Below are 17,403 nucleotides of genomic sequence, written 5' to 3' on the forward strand. Positions count from 1 at the left end.
CATTCACATTAAGCAGACACGCCCTAGCCGGCACGGCGGCGGCCGCGGCATTGTCACCGCTGAACAACATCGAAGGAATCACGCTGGGACCGAAATTGGCGGACGGCCGTCAATCGGTGGTGCTGGTGAGTGACAACGACTTCTCACCCGCCAAGGTCACTCAACTCCTGCTGTGGGCGATGCCGTGATCTGCCGGGACGCCGGGAGCCCGTAGCCGGTAGCGGGCAAGTCCGGCTCCCACGACACCGAAGGTGACCAGCATGCCGATGTCGAAGGCCCACCAGCCCGCATAGTGCGCGCACACTTCATTGTGGGTGGCAAGCACGTCGACGCGGTGCAGATCAACCGTGGATGCGGTCGCCGCAAATCCCCAGTGGGCGGCGATAAACCACGCGATCTGGTCGAATCCCCAGGTTCCCACCAGCGGCACCAGGCCGCCGGCAAATAGTAAGGACGCCAGGATCACCGGTACCAACAGCGGCAAGACCTCGCGCAGCGAACTGCCCAACGTCGAGAGCGTCAGCCCGATGATGGCGGACACGATGGTCGTGGCCGCCACGCTGGCATAGATCTCGACACCGGGGTTGGGGAGCAGCGCCGCGCCGTGCACCGGCTGGCCTTTGATGAGCAGAACGATGGCGGTGAGGATCGCGGCCTGAACGGCCGCGACCAGGCCGAACATGATGATCTTCCCGATCAGGTAGGCCGAAGCTGATAGCCCAACGGCCTGTTCACGGCGGAAAATCTGGCGCTCGCTGACCAGATCGCGAACGGTCAGGGCGGTGCCCATGAGCACCGCGGCGAAGTTGAGGGCCGCCAGGATCTCGACGGCTTCGTGGGGGTTGCCGCTGCCCGGGGGCGGTCTATCCAAGCCGGAATTGCCGGGAATCAGTAACGTCAGGGCACCCAACGCAAATGGCAGCAGCGCCAGGAAAACCAAGTACAGCCGGCTGGCGAGGAAAACCCGCACCTGGCGGCGAAGTATCAGGCGGACTTGCGCGCCGAAGGTGAGTTCGGCGGGGCGCCGTTCGGGTTCGAGCACCGACGGTGGTGTCGGTGACACCGACGCGCGTAGCCGGTTCTGAAACGATTGATGCGCGGCCTGCGGATCGGCACTGACGCGCGCGAAGATATCCGGCCAGCTGGCGGTGCCCATCGTCGATTCGATCTGGACGGGAGGCCCGGCGAACGCCAAGGTCCCGGCCGGGGTAAGCAGCAGCACCTGGTCACACATGTTCAGGTGGGCCAGCGGCATGGATGTGACCACGACGACGCACCCGAGATCGGCCTGGCGGCGCAGCATGGCCAGCACATGCATCTCCTGCGCCGGGTTCAGCCCGGCGCTCGGTTCGTCGACCACCAGCAACGACGGTCGGGTGATGAGCTCGATTGCCATCGCCGCGCACCGTCGCTCGTCGGGTGTCAGTTTGGCCACCCGGGTGGCGCGTTGCGCGGTCAACTCGACTTCGTCGAGAACCTGGTTCACCACGCGCCGGCGATTGTCGGCCGAGGTGTCTGGTGGCAGCCGCATCCTGGCGGCATAACTCAGCGCCTGTTCGACGGTCAGCCGCGGGTGTACCCGGTTGTCCCGCGTTACCACCCCAATGCGCGACCGCATCGATTCCGGTTCGGCCGCGACGTCGTGACCATCGACGGTCAGGACACCGTCGCTGAGCGGTCGGGTGCGGGCCAGTAGCCCGGCCAGGCTGGAGTTACGGGCTCGCGACGGGCCGACCACGGCGATCAAAGAGCCTGGGCGCGTCGTGAATGAGACGTCCGAGATCAGCTCGTGCCCGTCGACGGTGAGCCCCAATTGATATGCCGCCACGCCGATCGTGCGTGCGCCGGGCTTGAGCGGCAATCGGTTGGTCGACGGCAACTCGCCGGTGCCGGTGCCGGTGCCGGTGCTGGAACCGGAGTCGGAGTCGGAGGCGGAGTCGGTTTCGGCACGGCCGGGCAGCAGCTTGCGGGTGGCGTCGATCATCCGCTCCACCAGGCCCCGGCTCTTGGGCTGTTCCGCGCCCTCGGACGCAGCTGGTGCCGACGCCGCGGGTAACTCGGGGGTCGGCGGCGTCGGAGAGGACTGTGATGGCGGACGCGGTGGTGATGGCGGTGCTGGTGGGTGCGGTGGCATCGGGGGAGGGGCCGCGGGTGCGCCCGGCGGTGCCAACCGGATTGGCCGGGTCGCCCCCTCGAACGTCGACGGTGCCGGCGGTGGCGTGGCGATTCGTTGGGTCGCCGATGCGGTGGGAAGTTGCTGGGTGACCGACTCCGTCGGTTTACTCGGGGGGACGGGCTGCGGCGGGGCGGGCTCGGCCCGGGCGGGACGCGGCGGCGGATGCCCCGGGCCTCGTGGCGGATCGGCAGGTACCGATCGCGCTCCGGCGGCAGCGGTGACCTGGAAGCGCAGCGGCGTTCCATGGTGGGGATCGCCGACGGTGATCGTGAGGCCGTCACGGATGTCGACGGTCGCCAACCGCGCTCCGTCAACGAACATGCCGTTGCGGCTTTGATCGATGGCCACCCAACGATTGCCCGCGAATCGCAGTGCCAGTTCCGGGGTTGGCCGGTCAAAGGTGTCAAAGGGGGCCGGGCCATCCAGGCGGATATCGAACTTGTCGCCGTAACCCACCAATGCGTCGCGGCCCGGAGTAAAGACGTAGCGCATCGATCCGAGCCACACGGTCAGAGGGAAACCGTTCGGTATCAAGATGCCTCGGTCCGCATGCCCGCCACCTTCCGTCACCGATCGCGTCCAGCTTCCCGGCCAACCGGTCTGGAACTAAGTGTGTACCCGCTGGACGGGTCTATCCATCCAGGATGCACCGCGTCGGTCAGAGGGTGTTGCGGCCTGGCGTGGCGGCCGCATTGTCCAGCAGGCGGCGCAGCACCTCGACCGCATCCGCGAGCACCTGGCGGTCCGACGGCTCGAGCCGGGCCAGCTGCGGTTCGATAGCGGCGGCCCGGTCGGTTCGCACCGCGCTCAATGTGCGCATTCCCTCTGGCGTAATACGAATCCGGACGGCGCGGGCGTCGCCCGGGTCGACGGTTCGGGTCACCATTCCGGCGTCTTCGAGCCGACGCACCTGAGTGGTCATCGTGGGCTGAGAGCAGTGGTCGACGGCGGCCAGGTCGCCGATGCGGGCTTCGCCCTGGGCCTCGATGGTCGCGAGCAGCCGTGCCTGAGCGGAGGGCAGCGGCATCTGGATGCGCTGCGTTGCCAGCCGATTCAGCCGCGCGACGACGGCCAGCAGATCCGCTCCAAGGCCGTGCGCAACCTGGGCTTGGTTGGCTGTGGCTGATGAGGTCATGTTCCTATCGTTTCATAGCTTTGCTAAGTGCCGCCAATCGTGGGTGCCATCACATCAAACCAGCGTATGGCGGTGTGCTGCGGCGCCCCGCCGGCCCGAGGCTGGCAGAATCGATGAAATGACCGCGTCAGCCCCGCTTGCGCCGCCCCACCGAGGAGGGCCGCTCCGACCGGGCGAATTGGCGCAGGCCTCGGTGATGGCCGCGCTGTGCGCGGTGACCGCGATCATTTCTGTCGTCGTTCCGTTTGCCGCCGGACTGGCGTTGCTGGGCACCGTCCCCACCGGATTGCTGGCCTACCGTTACCGCTTGCGGGTGCTGGTTGCGGCCACGGTCGCTGCGGGGGTGATCGCTTTTCTGATCGCCGGACTGGGCGGATTCATGGGGGTGGTGCACAGCGCCTACATCGGTGGCCTGACCGGAATCGTGAAACGCAAGGGGCGCGGCACACCGACGGTGATCGTCTCGTCCCTGATCGCCGGATTGGTGTTCGGCTCGGCCATGGTTGGCATGTTGGCGGCGCTGACGCGGTTGCGGCACCTGATTTTCAAGGTGATGACCGCCAACGTGGAGGGGCTCTCCTCGTTCATGGCGCGGATGGGCATGGAGGGCGCCGCCGAGGATCTGAAGCGCTACTTCGCCGAGGGGCTGCATTACTGGCCGTGGGTGCTGCTGGGTTACTTCACCGTCGCGATCATGGTGGTCTCGCTCATCGGGTGGTGGGCGCTGTCGCGCTTGCTGGAGCGGATGCGCGGCATCCCCGATGTGCACAAGTTGGACGCGCCTGTGGCCGGCGAAGCGACCTCGATCGAGCCGGTCCCGGTGCGGTTGGACAAGGTGCGCTTTCGCTATCCCGGTGCCGGACAAGACGCGCTGCGTGAGGTCAGCCTCGACGTTCGCGTCGGCGAACACATCGCGATCACCGGGGCCAATGGTTCCGGGAAGACCACGCTGATGCTGATCCTGGCGGGGCGAGAGCCGACGTTGGGCACTGTGGAGCGGCCGGGCGCGGTGGGTCTGGGCAAGCTCGGCGGCACGGCGGTGGTCCTGCAGCATCCGGAAAGTCAGGTGCTGGGTACCCGGGTGGCCGACGACGTGGTGTGGGGTCTGCCGCCGGGCACCAAGATCGATGTCGACCAGCAACTTGCGGAGGTGGGCCTAGAGGGGCTCGCGGAACGCGAGACCGGCAGTTTGTCCGGCGGTGAACTGCAGCGACTGGCCTTGGCGGCGGCGCTGGCCAGGGAGCCGGCGATACTGATCGCCGATGAGGTCACCACCATGGTCGACCAGCAAGGCCGCGAAGCGCTGCTGCGGGTGCTGTCCGGTCTGACGAAACGGCACCGCACCGCCCTGGTGCATATCACGCACTACAACAACGAGGCCGATTCCGCCGACCGCACGGTCGACTTGAGCGAATCACCGGATAACGCCGAGATGGTCGAGACCGCGCCGGTGCCCGCGCCGGCTGTCGCGGTGAGCGTCGGAGTGCAGCGGCCGGCGCTCGAACTCATCGGCGTCGGCCACGAGTACAATATCGGCACCCCGTGGGCCAAGACCGCGCTGCGCGATCTCAACTTCGTGGTGGAGCAGGGCGACGGTGTGCTGATCCATGGCGGTAACGGCTCTGGCAAGTCGACGCTGGCCTGGGTGATGGCCGGGCTGACCGTCCCCGCCAACGGCGCCTGCCTGCTGGATGGTCGGCCCACCCACGAGCAGGTGGGTGCGGTCGCGTTGTCGTTCCAGGCGGCGCGCCTGCAGCTGATGCGTAGCCGGGTCGATCTGGAAGTCGCTTCGGCGGCCGGCTTCTCGGCCCGCGACGAGGACCGGGTGGCCGCGGCGCTGAGCGTGGTTGGGCTCGATACCACACTGGCCAAACGCAGCATTGATCAGCTCAGTGGCGGGCAGATGCGCCGCGTGGTGCTGGCCGGACTTCTGGCGTGCTCGCCGCGGGCGTTGATCCTTGATGAGCCGCTGGCCGGGTTGGACGCCACCAGCCAGCGCGGGTTGCTGCGCCTGCTGGAAGACCTGCGCCGGGAACAGGGTCTGACGGTGGTGGTTATTTCGCACGATTTCGCCGGCATGGATGAGCTTTGCCCGCGGACGTTGCATCTGAACAACGGTGTCATGGAACCGGTCTCGACGACCGCCGCCGGAGGACTCGGGGGCCGAACAGGGGCAGGGGGCAAGCCATGACTGTTCCGTCGCCGAGCGCCTCGGCCACCCCAGAACCTGGCTCCCGGCGCGCCGCGCGGCCGGTGGTATTGCTGGTGCCGGTGCCGCGCGGGTCTGCCATCCACGACCTGTGGGCCGGCACCAAGCTGCTGGTGGTATTCGCAATCTCGGTGCTGCTGACGTTTTATCCGGGATGGGTCACCATCGGGTTGATGGCGGCGCTGGTGCTGGTGGCGGCCTGGATCGCGCACATTCCTCGCGGTGCGGTGCCATCGATGCCGCGCTGGCTTTTTGTCGTCCTCGCGTTTGGTGGGCTGACGGCTGCGTTGGCCGGCGGTGATCCGATGGTCTCGGTCGGCGGCGTCGAGCTCGGCCTGGGCGGAGCGTTGAATTTCTTGCGGATCACCGCGCTGTCGATCGTGCTGCTCGCGTTGGGGGCGATGGTTTCCTGGACCACCAATGTCGCCGAAATCGGGCCCGCCGTAGCGACTCTGGGCCGGCCCCTGCGGCTGCTGCGGATCCCGGTTGACGAATGGGCGGTAGTTCTGGCGCTGGCGCTGCGCGCTTTTCCGATGCTCATCGACGAATTTCAGGTGCTCTACGCTGCCCGCCGGCTGAGGCCCAGACCGATGCCGGTGACGCGCAAGGCGCGCCGGCAGCGGCGCGGGATGGAAGTGATCGACCTGCTGGCGGCGGCGATCACCGTGACGTTGCGCCGCGCGGACGAGATGGGCGACGCGATCACCGCGCGCGGTGGCACCGGTCAGCTGTCGGCGAACCCCACGCGGCCGAAACTGGGGGACTGGGTGACGCTGGCGATCACGGCCGCCACCAGCGGCGCGGCAGTGGTCATCGAGACGATGCTGCACGCCGCTTAGGGTTGGGGCCTCATCCGGTCGATCAGGTTCGACAGCACGACGACGCTTTCGCTGCGTTCGATGTCGGCACTCGATCTGATGCGTTCGAGGGCGGTCTCGAGGTGGCCCATGTCGCGGGCCAGTACGTGCAGGATGGCATCCGACGTGCCGGTCACGGTGGCCGCGCTGACCACCTCGTGGATATCTATCCACGCCGCCTGCAGCTGATCGGGCGCAATCCTGCCGTGGCAGAACACCTGGACATAAGCCTCGGTATGCCAGCCGAGCGCGTTGCGATCGACGATGGTGGTGAAGCCCTTGATCACGCCGTTGTCGATCATCCGGTCGACCCGGCGTTTCACCGCCGGTGCGGACAGATTCACCTTCTGTCCGATCTCGGCGAAAGTGGCCCGGGCATGGTCGGTCAGCTCGACCAGAATGCGGTCGTCGGTGTCGTCCAGGTGATCCATGTCACCCCTCTCGTCTCGGCGCGCAGCAGATCGCTATACATCGGAATCTAGCGCAACATATTGATGGTCGACGCGCAATGATCATCGTTTGATTGTGCAAGAAAGGGCAAATATCTTTGTTTCATGACGGATTACTATGTCGCTGCGGCGGGCACACCGGCGGGCGCGCCGGCACGGCAAGAGTCCAGTAAGCGCACCCGGGCGGCCAGCCCGCGGCGCTATGCCATGACCCCCCCATCGTTTTTCGCGGTCGAATATGCGATCAACCCGTGGATGGACACCACGACACCGGTTGACGCGGGGGTCGCGCTCGCACAGTGGGAGCAACTGCGCCAGACCTATCTGCGGCTGGGCCACCAGGTGGAGTTGGTCGAGCCCGAGCCCGGGCTGCCGGACATGGTGTACGCCGCCAACGGCGGGTTCATCGGCAACGACATCGCCATCGTCGCCAAGTTGCGGTTCGCCGAGCGGGCCGGTGAGTCCAAGGCCTACGCCCGCTGGATGTCCGCCATGGGATATCGGCCGGTGTCGACTCGGCACGTCAACGAAGGTCAAGGGGACCTGCTGCGGGTCGGCGAAATGGTGTTGGCGGGATATGGCTTTCGCACCGATCCGCGCTCGCACGCCGAAATCGCAGCCGCACTGCGCATGCCGGTGATCTCGCTCGAGCTCGTCGATCCCCGTTTCTATCACCTGGATACGGTGCTGGCTGTGCTGGACGACCACACCATCGCGTATTACCCGCCGGCCTTCAGTGCGGCGGCACGCGACCAGCTGCAGGCGCTGTTCCCCGACGCGATCCTGGTTAGCAGTGCAGACGCCTACGCCTTCGGCCTCAATGCAGTGTCGGATGGGTGCAACGTCGTAATACCCGCTGCGGCGACAGGCTTTGCGCTGCAGCTTAGTGAGGCCGGTTTCGAGCCAATCGGCGTCGATTTGTCCGAGCTGCTCAAGGGCGGCGGTTCCGTGAAGTGCTGCACATTGGAGGTACATCCATGACGATTCTCGACGCTCCGGTTTCGGTGGAGGTCGATGAAACCGGCGACGCGATTGCGTTGGTCGAAAAGCATGCCGCGCACAATTACTCGCCGCTGCCGGTGGTGGCGGCCAGTGCCGAGGGTGCCTGGATCACCGATGTCGAGGGCCGACGTTACCTGGATTGTCTGTCTGCGTACTCCGCGGTCAATTTCGGGCACTGCAATCCCGAGATCATCGCAACGGCGCATGCCCAACTCGACACCGTGACGCTGGTGAGTCGTGCTTTTCATTCCGACCGCCTCGGGCCGTTCTGCGCGGCGCTGTCCGAGCTGTGCGGTAAAGACATGGTGTTGCCGATGAACTCGGGTGCCGAGGCCGTGGAGAGCGGCCTGAAGGTTGCTCGCAAATGGGGAGCCGACGTCAAAGGCGTTCCCGAGGGCCAGGCCAACATCGTCGTGGCTGACAACAATTTTCATGGGCGCACCATCAGCATTGTGAGTTTCTCGTCCGATCCCGTTGCCCGTGGTGGATTCGGGCCGTTCACGCCGGGTTTTCGTTCGGTGCCGTTCGGCGATTCCACCGCACTGGCGCGGGCGATCGATGAGAACACCGTAGCGGTGCTGCTCGAGCCGATCCAAGGGGAGGCGGGCATCGTCGTTCCTCCGGATGACTATCTGCCCGACGTTCGTGCGCTGTGCTCGGAGCACAACGTGCTGATGATCGCCGACGAGATCCAGTCCGGACTGGGCCGCACGGGTTACACCTTCGCTTGTGACTATTGGGATGTGGTACCCGATGTGTTCTTGCTGGGCAAGGCGCTTGGCGGTGGGGTGGTTCCGCTGTCGGCGGTGGTCGCCGACCGTGATGTCCTCGGGGTGCTCAATCCTGGCGAACACGGCTCGACATTCGGCGGCAACCCGTTGGCCGCGGCGATCGGTACCACGGTGGTCTCGATGCTGGAGCGCGGTGACTTCCAATCCCGTTCGGCCGAGTTGGGGGCCCGGTTGCACGCGCGGCTGGGTGCGCTGATCGGTGAGGGTGTGCTCGAGGTGCGGGGCCTTGGCTTGTGGGCCGGTGTCGACGTCGACCCGGCGTTGGCCACCGGCAAGGAGATCAGTTTGCGCCTCGCCGACCGCTGCGTGTTGGTCAAGGACACCCACGGCTCCACGCTGCGGTTTGCGCCGCCGCTGGTGATCACTGCCCAGGAAATCGACTGGGCCGTTCGGCAGTTCGCTGCGGTATTGCGGGAAGCAGGCTCATAATCAGCCTGACCCCGCAACAGGAGGCGCAATTGCCGGCCACTTCGATCAGGCTAAGAGAACAGATGCTGCGGCGCCGCCCGGTGGGCGGCGCCCCTGTCGCAGAAGGTGCGGCAGGCAGCCTAAAACGGAGTTTCGGCGCCTTCGAGCTAACCATGTTCGGGGTCGGCTCGACGGTGGGTACCGGAATCTTCTTCGTGCTGGCGGAGGCGGTGCCCGAAGCGGGGCCCGCCGTCATCGTCTCGTTCATCATCGCTGGTGTCGCGGCCGGTCTTGCCGCCATCTGCTATGCCGAACTGGCATCGGCGGTGCCCGTTTCCGGTTCGTCGTACTCGTATGCGTATGCCACCCTGGGGGAGGCGGTCGCCATGGGGGTGGCGTCATGCCTGCTGCTGGAATACGGCGTGGCCACCGCCGCCGTCGCGGTGGGCTGGAGCGGCTATGTAAACAAGCTGTTACACAACGTGTTCGGATTCCAATTACCCCAAGCGTTGTCCGAGGCGCCCTGGGATGAGCAGCCTGGTGAAGCGGCCGGCTATCTAAACCTGCCGGCGATCATCCTGATCGGACTCTGCGCATTGCTGTTGATTCGGGGAGTCAGCGAATCGGCCAAGGTCAACGCGATCATGGTGTTGATCAAACTCGGCGTGCTGGGCATGTTCGTGATCCTTGCGCTCACCGCCTACGACACCAACCACTTGAAGGACTTCGCTCCCTTCGGTGTTGCCGGTGTCGGCGCTGCCGCGGGCACCATCTTCTTCTCGTTCATCGGCCTCGACGCGGTGTCTACCGCCGGTGAGGAGGTGCGGAATCCGCAGCAGAGCGTGCCACGCGCGCTGATCGCCGCGCTGTTCGTGGTCACCGGGGTCTACGTGCTGGTTGCGTTCGCCGCGTTGGGAACCCAGCCGTGGCAGATGTTCGCCGGCCAGGAGGAGGCCGGGCTGGCGACGATTCTCGACAACGTCACGCACAGTGTGTGGGCCAGCACCGTTTTGGCGATGGGTGCGGTGATCTCGATTTTCACCGTCACATTGGTCACGATGTACGGCCAGACGCGGATTCTGTTCGCGATGGGCCGCGATGGTCTGCTTCCGGCCCGGTTTGCGGCCGTGCATCCGCGCTTCCAGACTCCGGTGAGCAACACGGTGGTCGTGGCCATCGCGGCGGCAGTGCTGGCGGCGCTGGTGCCGCTGAACCGGCTCGCCGACATGGTGTCCATCGGCACGCTGACAGCGTTCATCGTGGTGTCGGTCGGTGTGATCATCCTGCGGGTGCGCGAGCCGGCCCTGCCGCGCGGCTTTTGGGTCCCGGGTTATCCCGTGACCCCGATCCTTTCGATACTGGCCTGCGGCTACCTACTGTACAGCCTGCATTGGTACACCTGGATCGCGTTTGGCGGTTGGGTCGGGATCGCGCTAATTTTCTACCTGTTCTGGGGGCGGCACCACAGTAGGCTCAATACTCCCGCGTTGCATGACAATCCGACCGGGGAGGAACGGTGACCGTCGTCGTCGGCTATCTGGCCGGCCGGTTGGGTCCCTCGGCGTTGCATCTAGCCGTTCGGGCCGCGCGGACATTGGACACCTCGCTGACGGTGGCGACCATCCTGACCAAGCCGTGGCTGACGCCTCCGCTGGCCAAGGGCGACTATTCGGAGTGGGCCGGGCAGGTCGCCGAAGACTCGGAGAAGGAGGCGCACCGGTATCTGCGCACCGTGGCAACCGGGGTCGAGGTCAGTTACTGCCATCGTGAGCACCGGTCGGTGTCGGGTGGATTGATCGAGGTGGTCGAGGAACTCGATGCCGAGATGCTGATCCTGGGTTCCTTTCCGAACGGGCGAAGGGCCCGGGTGCTGATCGGCTCGACCGCCGACTGGGTGTTGCATTCCTCGCCGGTGCCGGTGGCCATCAGTCCCCGGCAGTACCACTCCCGCACCGACCGGCTGACCAGGATCACCTGCGGTTACGCCGCGACCACCGACTCGGTCGAGGTGGTGCGTCGCTGCGCCGAGCTGGCCAGGCAGTACGGGGTTCCGCTGCGGGTCATCACCTTTGCGGTCCGCGGCCGAACCATGTATCCACCCGAGGTGGGGCTGCATGCGGAGGCACTGGTATTGGAGGCTTGGGCCGAGCAAGCGCGCGGAATGCTGGAAATGCTGCAGAAGGACGGTGTCGTCGAGGAAGACGCTGGGCTCGAGGTGATCACGGGCAACGGTTGGCAGCATGCGCTGGATGCGGCGGACTGGGAAGACGGCGAGATCCTGGCGGTAGGCACCTCACCGCGCGGTGACATCGCCAGAGTTTTCCTGGGTTCCAACAGCGGCAAGATCATTCGGCACAGTCCGGTGCCGGTGCTGGTGTTACCCGGCTAGTCTCAGACCGGCCGCGTCGGTTTGTTCCAACTACCGCCGTGCGGCGGCGTTGGCCGCCGCCTGCGCCTCGCGCAGAATTGTCGCGACTTGGCCACGGCCGAGGAACATCTCATCGAAATAGGGCTTGAGCGCATCGTTGCCGGCGGCGAACCCCGCGCCCCCCGGTGCGGGAATGCGTGACCCGGACAGCACCGCGAAAAACGGTTCAACGTTGACGCCCTTGGCTTCCCAGAAGGCGAAGTAGGAGGGCTGGGCGGACCGCACCGCGGGAATGGCAACACCGTCGCGGCCCAGATACTCGTTGCCGGCGCTGCTCCCCATCCAGGCCAGCACCTGACGCACGGCGTCTGGATGCTGGGACGCGGAATTTCCGGCAGCGGCAATACCGTTGGTGACGCTGACCCGGCCCGCGGGGCCGATCGGCAGCATCGCCACCCCCCAGCGGAAGGAGGCATCGCGGGCCACCGGAGCCAGACTGTAGGTGCCGGACTGGAACAGCGCCATCCGGCCGGCCAGGAATTGGTTGCGGGAAAAGTCACCGTTGTCGTTGGTGTCTGAGGCGGGCGGCGCGACGTGATCGTTGTTGATCAGGCCGACGAGATAGCGGAACGCATCGATGGCGGGTGGATTGTCGAAGGCAAACTCGTTGTCGCGCATGAACACGCCGCCGGCCGAGCCGATGTAGTTGAGGTAGATGGCCTGCGGGTCGTTAGCGGCGTTGTATCCCCACCGGCGGACTCGCCCGGGGTCGAAACCCGGTGTGCCGCCAACATGCCCGTCGGCGTCGACGGTGAGCCTGGCCAGCAGTGCACGCAGCGTGTCGTCGGGACCGGGACTCCACCGCAGGCCGTCCAGCTCGGCCGGATCCACGCCCGCCGCGGCCAGTAGATCCGCGTTGTAGAACACCGCAATCCCGGCGTCGGTCAGCTGCGGCACTCCCCACAACACACCATTGCGGGTGAACTGGTCGACCACCGCCGGCTCCCACTCGCCGGGATCGACGGCCGTGTCGATCTTCATCAACCGGCCGCTATCGGCGTAGGCGGCCAGGTAAGCGTTGGACAGCCAGAAGATGTCGTCAGCGCTGCCGCCGGCCACATCGGTGCGCAGCGTATCGAAATAGGTCGAAAAGGAGACCAGATTCGTGTGCACTTCGATATTGGGATGGGTGCGGCTGAACGCCGCAAAGGACTGTTGATATGCCGCGGCGATCGGCGCCGCCCACAGCCGGACCGTGACCACGATCTTGCCGCCGGGGGGTGCGTCGATGCGGTCCAGCGCCACCGCGGTGACGCCCAACAATGCCGCGATGAGCGTGACCGCCACAGCGACCAGGGTGGAAAAGCGGGGCCGACTCACTTGAGCCCCGACACCACGATTGACGAGACGATGTGGCGCTGCGCGGCGACGAACAGCACGATCAGCGGAACGATCGCAACCGTCGTCGCCGCCATCACCAGCGTCCACTGGGCGTTGAACCGTGACTGCAGATCAGCCGTGGCCACCGTGAGCACCCGCCACTTGTGGCCGCTGGTGATCACCAACGGCCACATGAAGTTGTTCCATTGCGAGACCACCGTGATCAGCGTCATGGCGGCCAGGAGCGGGCGGCTGGACGGAATCACCACGTGTACCAGGACATCCAGGGTGTTGGCTCCGTCCAGGCGTGCGGCGTTGATCATGTCGTTGGGGATGATGCGGAAATGCTCACGCAGCAAGAAGATCGCGTACGGCGACCCGAACAGGAAGGGCAGCACCAAGGCCCAGAAGGTGTTGCGCAAACCCAGCTGGGCCATCATCAAATACAGCGGCACCACGGTGACCGTCGCCGGCACCATCAGGGTCGCGATGTAGACCCAGAACAACCCGTCGCGTCCGGGAAACTCCAACCGGGCGAAGGCGTAGGCGGCCAACACCGAAAAGGTCATCTGGCCCAGCAGGATCACCGTCGTCATCAGGGCGGTCACCAGCGCCGCCCGGCCGAACCCGGCACCGCCCAAGTCGGCGTAATTGGCCAACGTCGGTGGGTGGGGCAACTGTAGCGGCGTACCCGTGGCGAATTGATGTGCGGAGGTGAACGAGGTGAGCAGGCCCAGCGCAAAGGGCAGCAGCGTGATCAGCGCGCCGAGCACCAGCCCGGCGTAGATCACCGTGGTGGGCACTCGGCGGGACAGGCGGCGGCTAAGTGAGATCATAGCTGATCCGCCGCCGAAAATACATGTGCTGAACAAAGGTGACGCCGATGAGAATGACGAACAGCACCACGGCCATCACCGACGCCCGTCCGATGGCCGCCGAACCAAATGCCTCGGCATAGATTTGGTGCGCCACCAGCTCGGTGCTGCCCTCCGGGCCTCCGCCGGTGAGCGCGTAGACGATATCGAAAATATTTGCGGCGCTCACGATTCCGGTGACCAAGACGAAGAACGTGGTCGGGCGCAGCATCGGCAGCGTGATGCGCCAGAACCGCTGCCAGGCATTGGCGCCGTCGGTGCGTGCCGCCGCGTGGATATCGTCCGGGATGGCCAGCAGGCCTGCGAGGAAGGACAGCGAGACGTAGCCGACGTTGGTCCAGATGACCACCGCGGCAACCACCGGTAGGGCGAGGTCGGGATCGGTGAGCCATTCGATGCGGCGTCCGAGCAAGGAGCTGATGGCGCCGTCGGTGGGCGCCAGAATCCAGCGCCACATCACCGCGATCGCCAGCGGCGCACAGATCCAGGGCAACACATAGAGGGTGCGGAAAAAGTTGGTGCCCGGCAGCCGGCGGGTCAGCATCATCGCCGCGAGCAAGCCCAACACCGTCTGGGCTGGCACCACGATTGCCACGAAGATGGCGGTGACCACCAACGAGTTACCGAAGTCGCCGTCGCGCAGCACCGAACACCAGTTGGCCAGCCCGACGTAGCGCAGCGGTCCCAGCAGGTCCCAGCGGTACAGACTCAGCCAGATCACCACCAGGATGGGCAGCAACAGGAAGGCGAGAACCCCGAACAGGCTGGGTGCCAGCAGGGCATAGGCCAACGCGGTGGTTCGGCGTGGCGTGGCGCGCATGGGTGTATTAAAGCGTGATCGTTACGGTGGAGTCGTGACACCGAACCGGGGAATCGATGCCGAATTCCTGGACCTGCCGCGCCTTGCACTGGCCGACGCTGCGCTGTCGGCGGCCACCGCGGCTGGGGCCAGCCACGCCGACCTGCGTATTCAGCGCATCGGCACCGAAATCATCCACCTGCGCGACGGGGAGCTAGAGACCGCGATCCTCAGTCGTGAGCTTGGCTTCGCGGTCCGGGTGATCGTCAACGGCACCTGGGGATTCGCCTCGCACGCCGAATTGTCGGCGTCGGCCGCGGCCGGCACGGCACGGCGGGCGGTGCGAGTGGCCAGCACGCTGGCGGCGCTGAACACCGAGCGGGTCGAACTCGCACCCGAACCGGTGTACACCGACGCCGTATGGGTCTCCAACTATCAGATCGACCCGTTCAGCTTGCCGGCCAGCGAGAAGATCGCGGTGCTGGAGGACTACTCGGGGCGATTGTTGAGCGCTGACGGCGTCGATCACGCATCGGCGAGCCTCAACGCGGTCAAGGAACAGACCTTTTATGCCGACACCTACGGGTCGTCGATCACACAGCAGCGGGTGCGGTTGCACCCGTCGCTCGAGGCGGTGACCGTCGACTCCGGGGCGGGCATTTTCGATTCCATGCGCACCCTGGCGGCACCGACGGCGCGCGGTTGGGAAGTGGTCGCCGGCGACGAGATCTGGAACTGGACCGACGAGCTGGCCCAGCTGCCGTCGCTGTTGGCCGAGAAGACCAAGGCACCCAGCGTGACTGCGGGACCCACGGATCTGGTGATCGACCCAACCAATCTGTGGTTGACGATCCACGAATCCATTGGCCACGCCACCGAATACGATCGGGCCATCGGTTATGAAGCCGCCTATGCCGGCACCTCGTTCGCCACCCCGGACAAGCTCGGGAGCATGCGCTACGGTTCACCGGTCATGAACGTGACCGCCGATCGCACCGTCGAATTCGGCTTGGCCAGCATCGGTTACGACGACGAAGGGGTGGCGTCACAGAGTTGGGATCTGGTGCGCGACGGGGTGTTCGTCGGATACCAACTGGATCGGGTGTTCGCCCCGCGGCTGGGCCAGCCGCGCTCCAACGGCTGCTCCTACGCCGACTCGCCACATCACGTCCCGATCCAGCGGATGGCCAATGTGTCACTGCAACCCGGAGCCGAGGACCTGAGCACGGCCGATCTGATCGGCCGCGTCGAAGACGGGATTTACATCGTCGGAGACAAGTCCTGGTCGATTGACATGCAGCGCTACAACTTCCAGTTCACCGGCCAGCGGTTCTTCCGCATCCGGGATGGCCGTCTGGACGGTCAGCTACGCGATATCGCCTATCAGGCCACTACCACCGAATTCTGGAATTCCATGGAGGCGGTGGGAGGCCCGTCGACCTGGCGGCTGGGCGGTGCGATCAACTGCGGCAAGGCCCAGCCCGGTCAGGTTGCCCCGGTCAGTCACGGCTGTCCGTCGGCCCTGTTCCGTGGCGTCAACATACTCAACACCCGTACCGAGGGCGGACGATGATCACTGCGCAGCACGTCGTCAACATCGTGTTGGACGAGGCGGCACAGCGTGGCCGCGCCGACGAGACCATGGTGCTCGTCGTCGACAAAACCGAGGCCACGCTGCGCTGGGCGAACAATTCGATGACCACCAACGGCCTGTCGACCCAGCGGCACATCACGGTGATTTCGATTGTGCGCCAGGGCGATAGCGCCTTCGTCGGCGCGGTGGTATCCGGCGAGGTAGACCCATCGGCGCTGCCCGGGCTGGTGGCGGCATCGCAGGACGCGGCGTGTTCGGCCCCCGAGGCCGGCGATGTCGCACCGTTGCTGGCCGATGCCGGGGTGCCGGTGGACTGGGATGCGCCGGTGGCCGGCACCGGTCCCGAAGTGTTCGCCGACGTCGCCGCCTCGCTCAGCCGGGAGTTCCGGGGCGCCGACCGGCTGTACGGCTACGCCCACCACAGCGTCTCGACGACATTCCTGGCGTCATCGACGGGCCTGCGGCGGCGCTATACCCAGCCGGCCGGAGCGGTGGAAATCAACCTCAAACACGGCGATGCCAGCGCATGGGCGGGCGTCGGGACACCCAACTTCGTCAACGTGCCCACCGACCTGCTGCTCGAGCAGCTGTCGATCAGACTGGGCTGGGCCCAGCGCCGGGTCGAGCTACCCGCGGGACGCTACGAGACGATCATGCCGCCGTCCACGGTGGCCGACATGATGCTCTATCTGGCGTGGTCCATGGCCGGCCGCGGCGCACAGGAGGGCCGCACCGCGCTGTCCGCGCCGGGCGGCGGCACGCGAGTAGGGGAGCGGCTCACCGACCTGCCGCTGACCCTGTTCTCCGATCCGATGGCGCCGGGGTTGGCGTGTGCCCCGTTCGTCGCGGTGAGCAACTCCACCGAGACGGTCTCGGTGTTCGACAACGGTATGGCCATCGATCAGGTGGACTGGATCCGCAACGGGGCGATCAACGCGCTGGCCTATCCACGAGCCACGGCCGCCAAGTTCGACGCTCCGGTGGCCGTTGCGGCCGACAACCTGCTGATGACGGGTGGCTCCAACGATCTGGCCGACATGATCGCGGGCACCGAACGCGGCCTGTTGCTGACCACGCTGTGGTACATCCGTGAGGTCGACCCCACCACGCTGCTACTCACCGGGCTGACCCGCGACGGCGTGTACCTGGTCGAAGACGGCGAGGTGACCGCGGCGGTCAACAACTTCCGTTTCAACGAAAGCCCGCTTGACCTGCTTCGACGGGCCACCGAAGCCGGGGTCAGCGAGGTGACGCTGCCGCGGGAATGGTCCGACTGGGCTACCCGCACGGCGATGCCGTCGCTGCGGATTCCGGACTTTCACATGTCGTCGGTCAGTCAGGCGCAGTAAGTGATTGCTGT

14 protein-coding genes and 1 pseudogene are annotated in these 17,403 nt (G+C 66.1%); 9 read left to right on the forward strand and 6 right to left on the reverse strand.

Features of this window, described 5'->3' with window-relative positions:
• Positions 1-20 precede the first annotated feature (20 nt).
• Positions 21-188, forward strand: a pseudogene (locus G6N41_RS14995) (esterase-like activity of phytase family protein); the annotation flags it as partial.
• Here G6N41_RS14995 and G6N41_RS15000 read toward each other — a convergent pair.
• Both G6N41_RS15000 and G6N41_RS15005 read right to left on the reverse strand, forming a co-directional pair.
• Positions 161-2,683 carry an ATP-binding cassette domain-containing protein gene (locus G6N41_RS15000; protein WP_198913229.1) on the reverse strand — a complete coding sequence of 841 codons (2,523 nt, stop codon included), beginning with the start codon at positions 2,681-2,683 and terminating at the stop codon, positions 161-163. The pseudogene G6N41_RS14995 and the gene G6N41_RS15000 overlap by 28 nt on opposite strands.
• Before the next feature lie 151 nt (positions 2,684-2,834).
• Entirely contained in the window at positions 2,835-3,311 is a 477-nt protein-coding gene (locus G6N41_RS15005) for a MarR family winged helix-turn-helix transcriptional regulator (protein ID WP_012395250.1), read from the reverse strand.
• 118 nt (positions 3,312-3,429) lie between these two features.
• Between G6N41_RS15005 and G6N41_RS15010 the strand changes: the two genes are divergently transcribed.
• Together G6N41_RS15010 and G6N41_RS15015 are read left to right on the forward strand one after the other, a co-directional pair.
• Positions 3,430-5,502, forward strand: coding sequence for a DUF2232 domain-containing protein (locus tag G6N41_RS15010; protein ID WP_198913230.1), 2,073 nt, complete (start codon positions 3,430-3,432; stop codon positions 5,500-5,502).
• A complete protein-coding gene (locus tag G6N41_RS15015; protein ID WP_036456282.1) occupies positions 5,499-6,359 on the forward strand; it encodes an energy-coupling factor transporter transmembrane component T family protein in 861 nt (286 codons plus the stop codon). Before G6N41_RS15010 ends, G6N41_RS15015 begins: the two co-directional genes overlap by 4 nt.
• Here G6N41_RS15015 and G6N41_RS15020 read toward each other — a convergent pair.
• Positions 6,356-6,808, reverse strand: a complete 453-nt coding sequence (locus tag G6N41_RS15020) for an Lrp/AsnC family transcriptional regulator (RefSeq protein WP_012395248.1) — start codon at positions 6,806-6,808, stop codon at positions 6,356-6,358. The genes G6N41_RS15015 and G6N41_RS15020 overlap by 4 nt on opposite strands.
• A 123-nt stretch (positions 6,809-6,931) precedes the next feature.
• Here G6N41_RS15020 and ddaH point away from each other — a divergent pair, with 123 nt between their 5' ends.
• From ddaH to G6N41_RS15040, 4 genes are read left to right on the forward strand one after another with little or no spacing between them, the layout of a single operon-like run.
• Positions 6,932-7,807 carry a dimethylargininase gene (gene ddaH / locus G6N41_RS15025; RefSeq protein ID WP_198913231.1) on the forward strand — a complete coding sequence of 292 codons (876 nt, stop codon included), beginning with the start codon at positions 6,932-6,934 and terminating at the stop codon, positions 7,805-7,807.
• The gene (gene rocD, locus G6N41_RS15030) at positions 7,804-9,048 is read left to right on the forward strand and encodes an ornithine--oxo-acid transaminase (protein WP_198913232.1); all 1,245 of its coding nucleotides are present in this window, start codon (positions 7,804-7,806) and stop codon (positions 9,046-9,048) included. The genes ddaH and rocD overlap by 4 nt, the downstream gene beginning before the upstream one ends.
• 29 nt (positions 9,049-9,077) lie before the next feature.
• Positions 9,078-10,547, forward strand: a complete 1,470-nt coding sequence (locus tag G6N41_RS15035; RefSeq protein ID WP_036456284.1) for an amino acid permease — start codon at positions 9,078-9,080, stop codon at positions 10,545-10,547.
• Complete coding sequence (locus G6N41_RS15040; protein ID WP_198913233.1) at positions 10,544-11,416, forward strand: universal stress protein; 873 nt, start codon at positions 10,544-10,546, stop codon at positions 11,414-11,416. Before G6N41_RS15035 ends, G6N41_RS15040 begins: the two co-directional genes overlap by 4 nt.
• Before the next feature lie 30 nt (positions 11,417-11,446).
• On the opposite strand, the gene G6N41_RS15045 is transcribed toward G6N41_RS15040, so the two are convergent.
• The 3 genes from G6N41_RS15045 to G6N41_RS15055 are packed head-to-tail and all read right to left on the reverse strand — an operon-like array spanning position 11,447 to position 14,470.
• Positions 11,447-12,775: an ABC transporter substrate-binding protein gene (locus tag G6N41_RS15045; protein WP_020730373.1), complete on the reverse strand. Its 1,329-nt coding sequence runs from the start codon at positions 12,773-12,775 to the stop codon at positions 11,447-11,449.
• Complete coding sequence (locus G6N41_RS15050) at positions 12,772-13,611, reverse strand: carbohydrate ABC transporter permease (RefSeq protein ID WP_198913234.1); 840 nt, start codon at positions 13,609-13,611, stop codon at positions 12,772-12,774. The genes G6N41_RS15045 and G6N41_RS15050 overlap by 4 nt, the downstream gene beginning before the upstream one ends.
• Positions 13,598-14,470 carry a carbohydrate ABC transporter permease gene (locus G6N41_RS15055; RefSeq protein ID WP_198913235.1) on the reverse strand — a complete coding sequence of 291 codons (873 nt, stop codon included), beginning with the start codon at positions 14,468-14,470 and terminating at the stop codon, positions 13,598-13,600. Before G6N41_RS15055 ends, G6N41_RS15050 begins: the two co-directional genes overlap by 14 nt.
• A gap of 34 nt (positions 14,471-14,504) precedes the next feature.
• Between G6N41_RS15055 and G6N41_RS15060 the strand changes: the two genes are divergently transcribed.
• Both G6N41_RS15060 and G6N41_RS15065 read left to right on the forward strand, forming a co-directional pair.
• Entirely contained in the window at positions 14,505-16,022 is a 1,518-nt protein-coding gene (locus tag G6N41_RS15060) for a TldD/PmbA family protein (RefSeq protein ID WP_198913236.1), read from the forward strand.
• Positions 16,019-17,392: a metallopeptidase TldD-related protein gene (locus G6N41_RS15065; RefSeq protein WP_020730377.1), complete on the forward strand. Its 1,374-nt coding sequence runs from the start codon at positions 16,019-16,021 to the stop codon at positions 17,390-17,392. The genes G6N41_RS15060 and G6N41_RS15065 overlap by 4 nt, the downstream gene beginning before the upstream one ends.
• Positions 17,393-17,403 lie beyond the last annotated feature (11 nt).

It is taken from the genome of Mycobacterium shottsii (genome assembly GCF_010728525.1).
Classification (GTDB): domain Bacteria; phylum Actinomycetota; class Actinomycetes; order Mycobacteriales; family Mycobacteriaceae; genus Mycobacterium; species Mycobacterium marinum.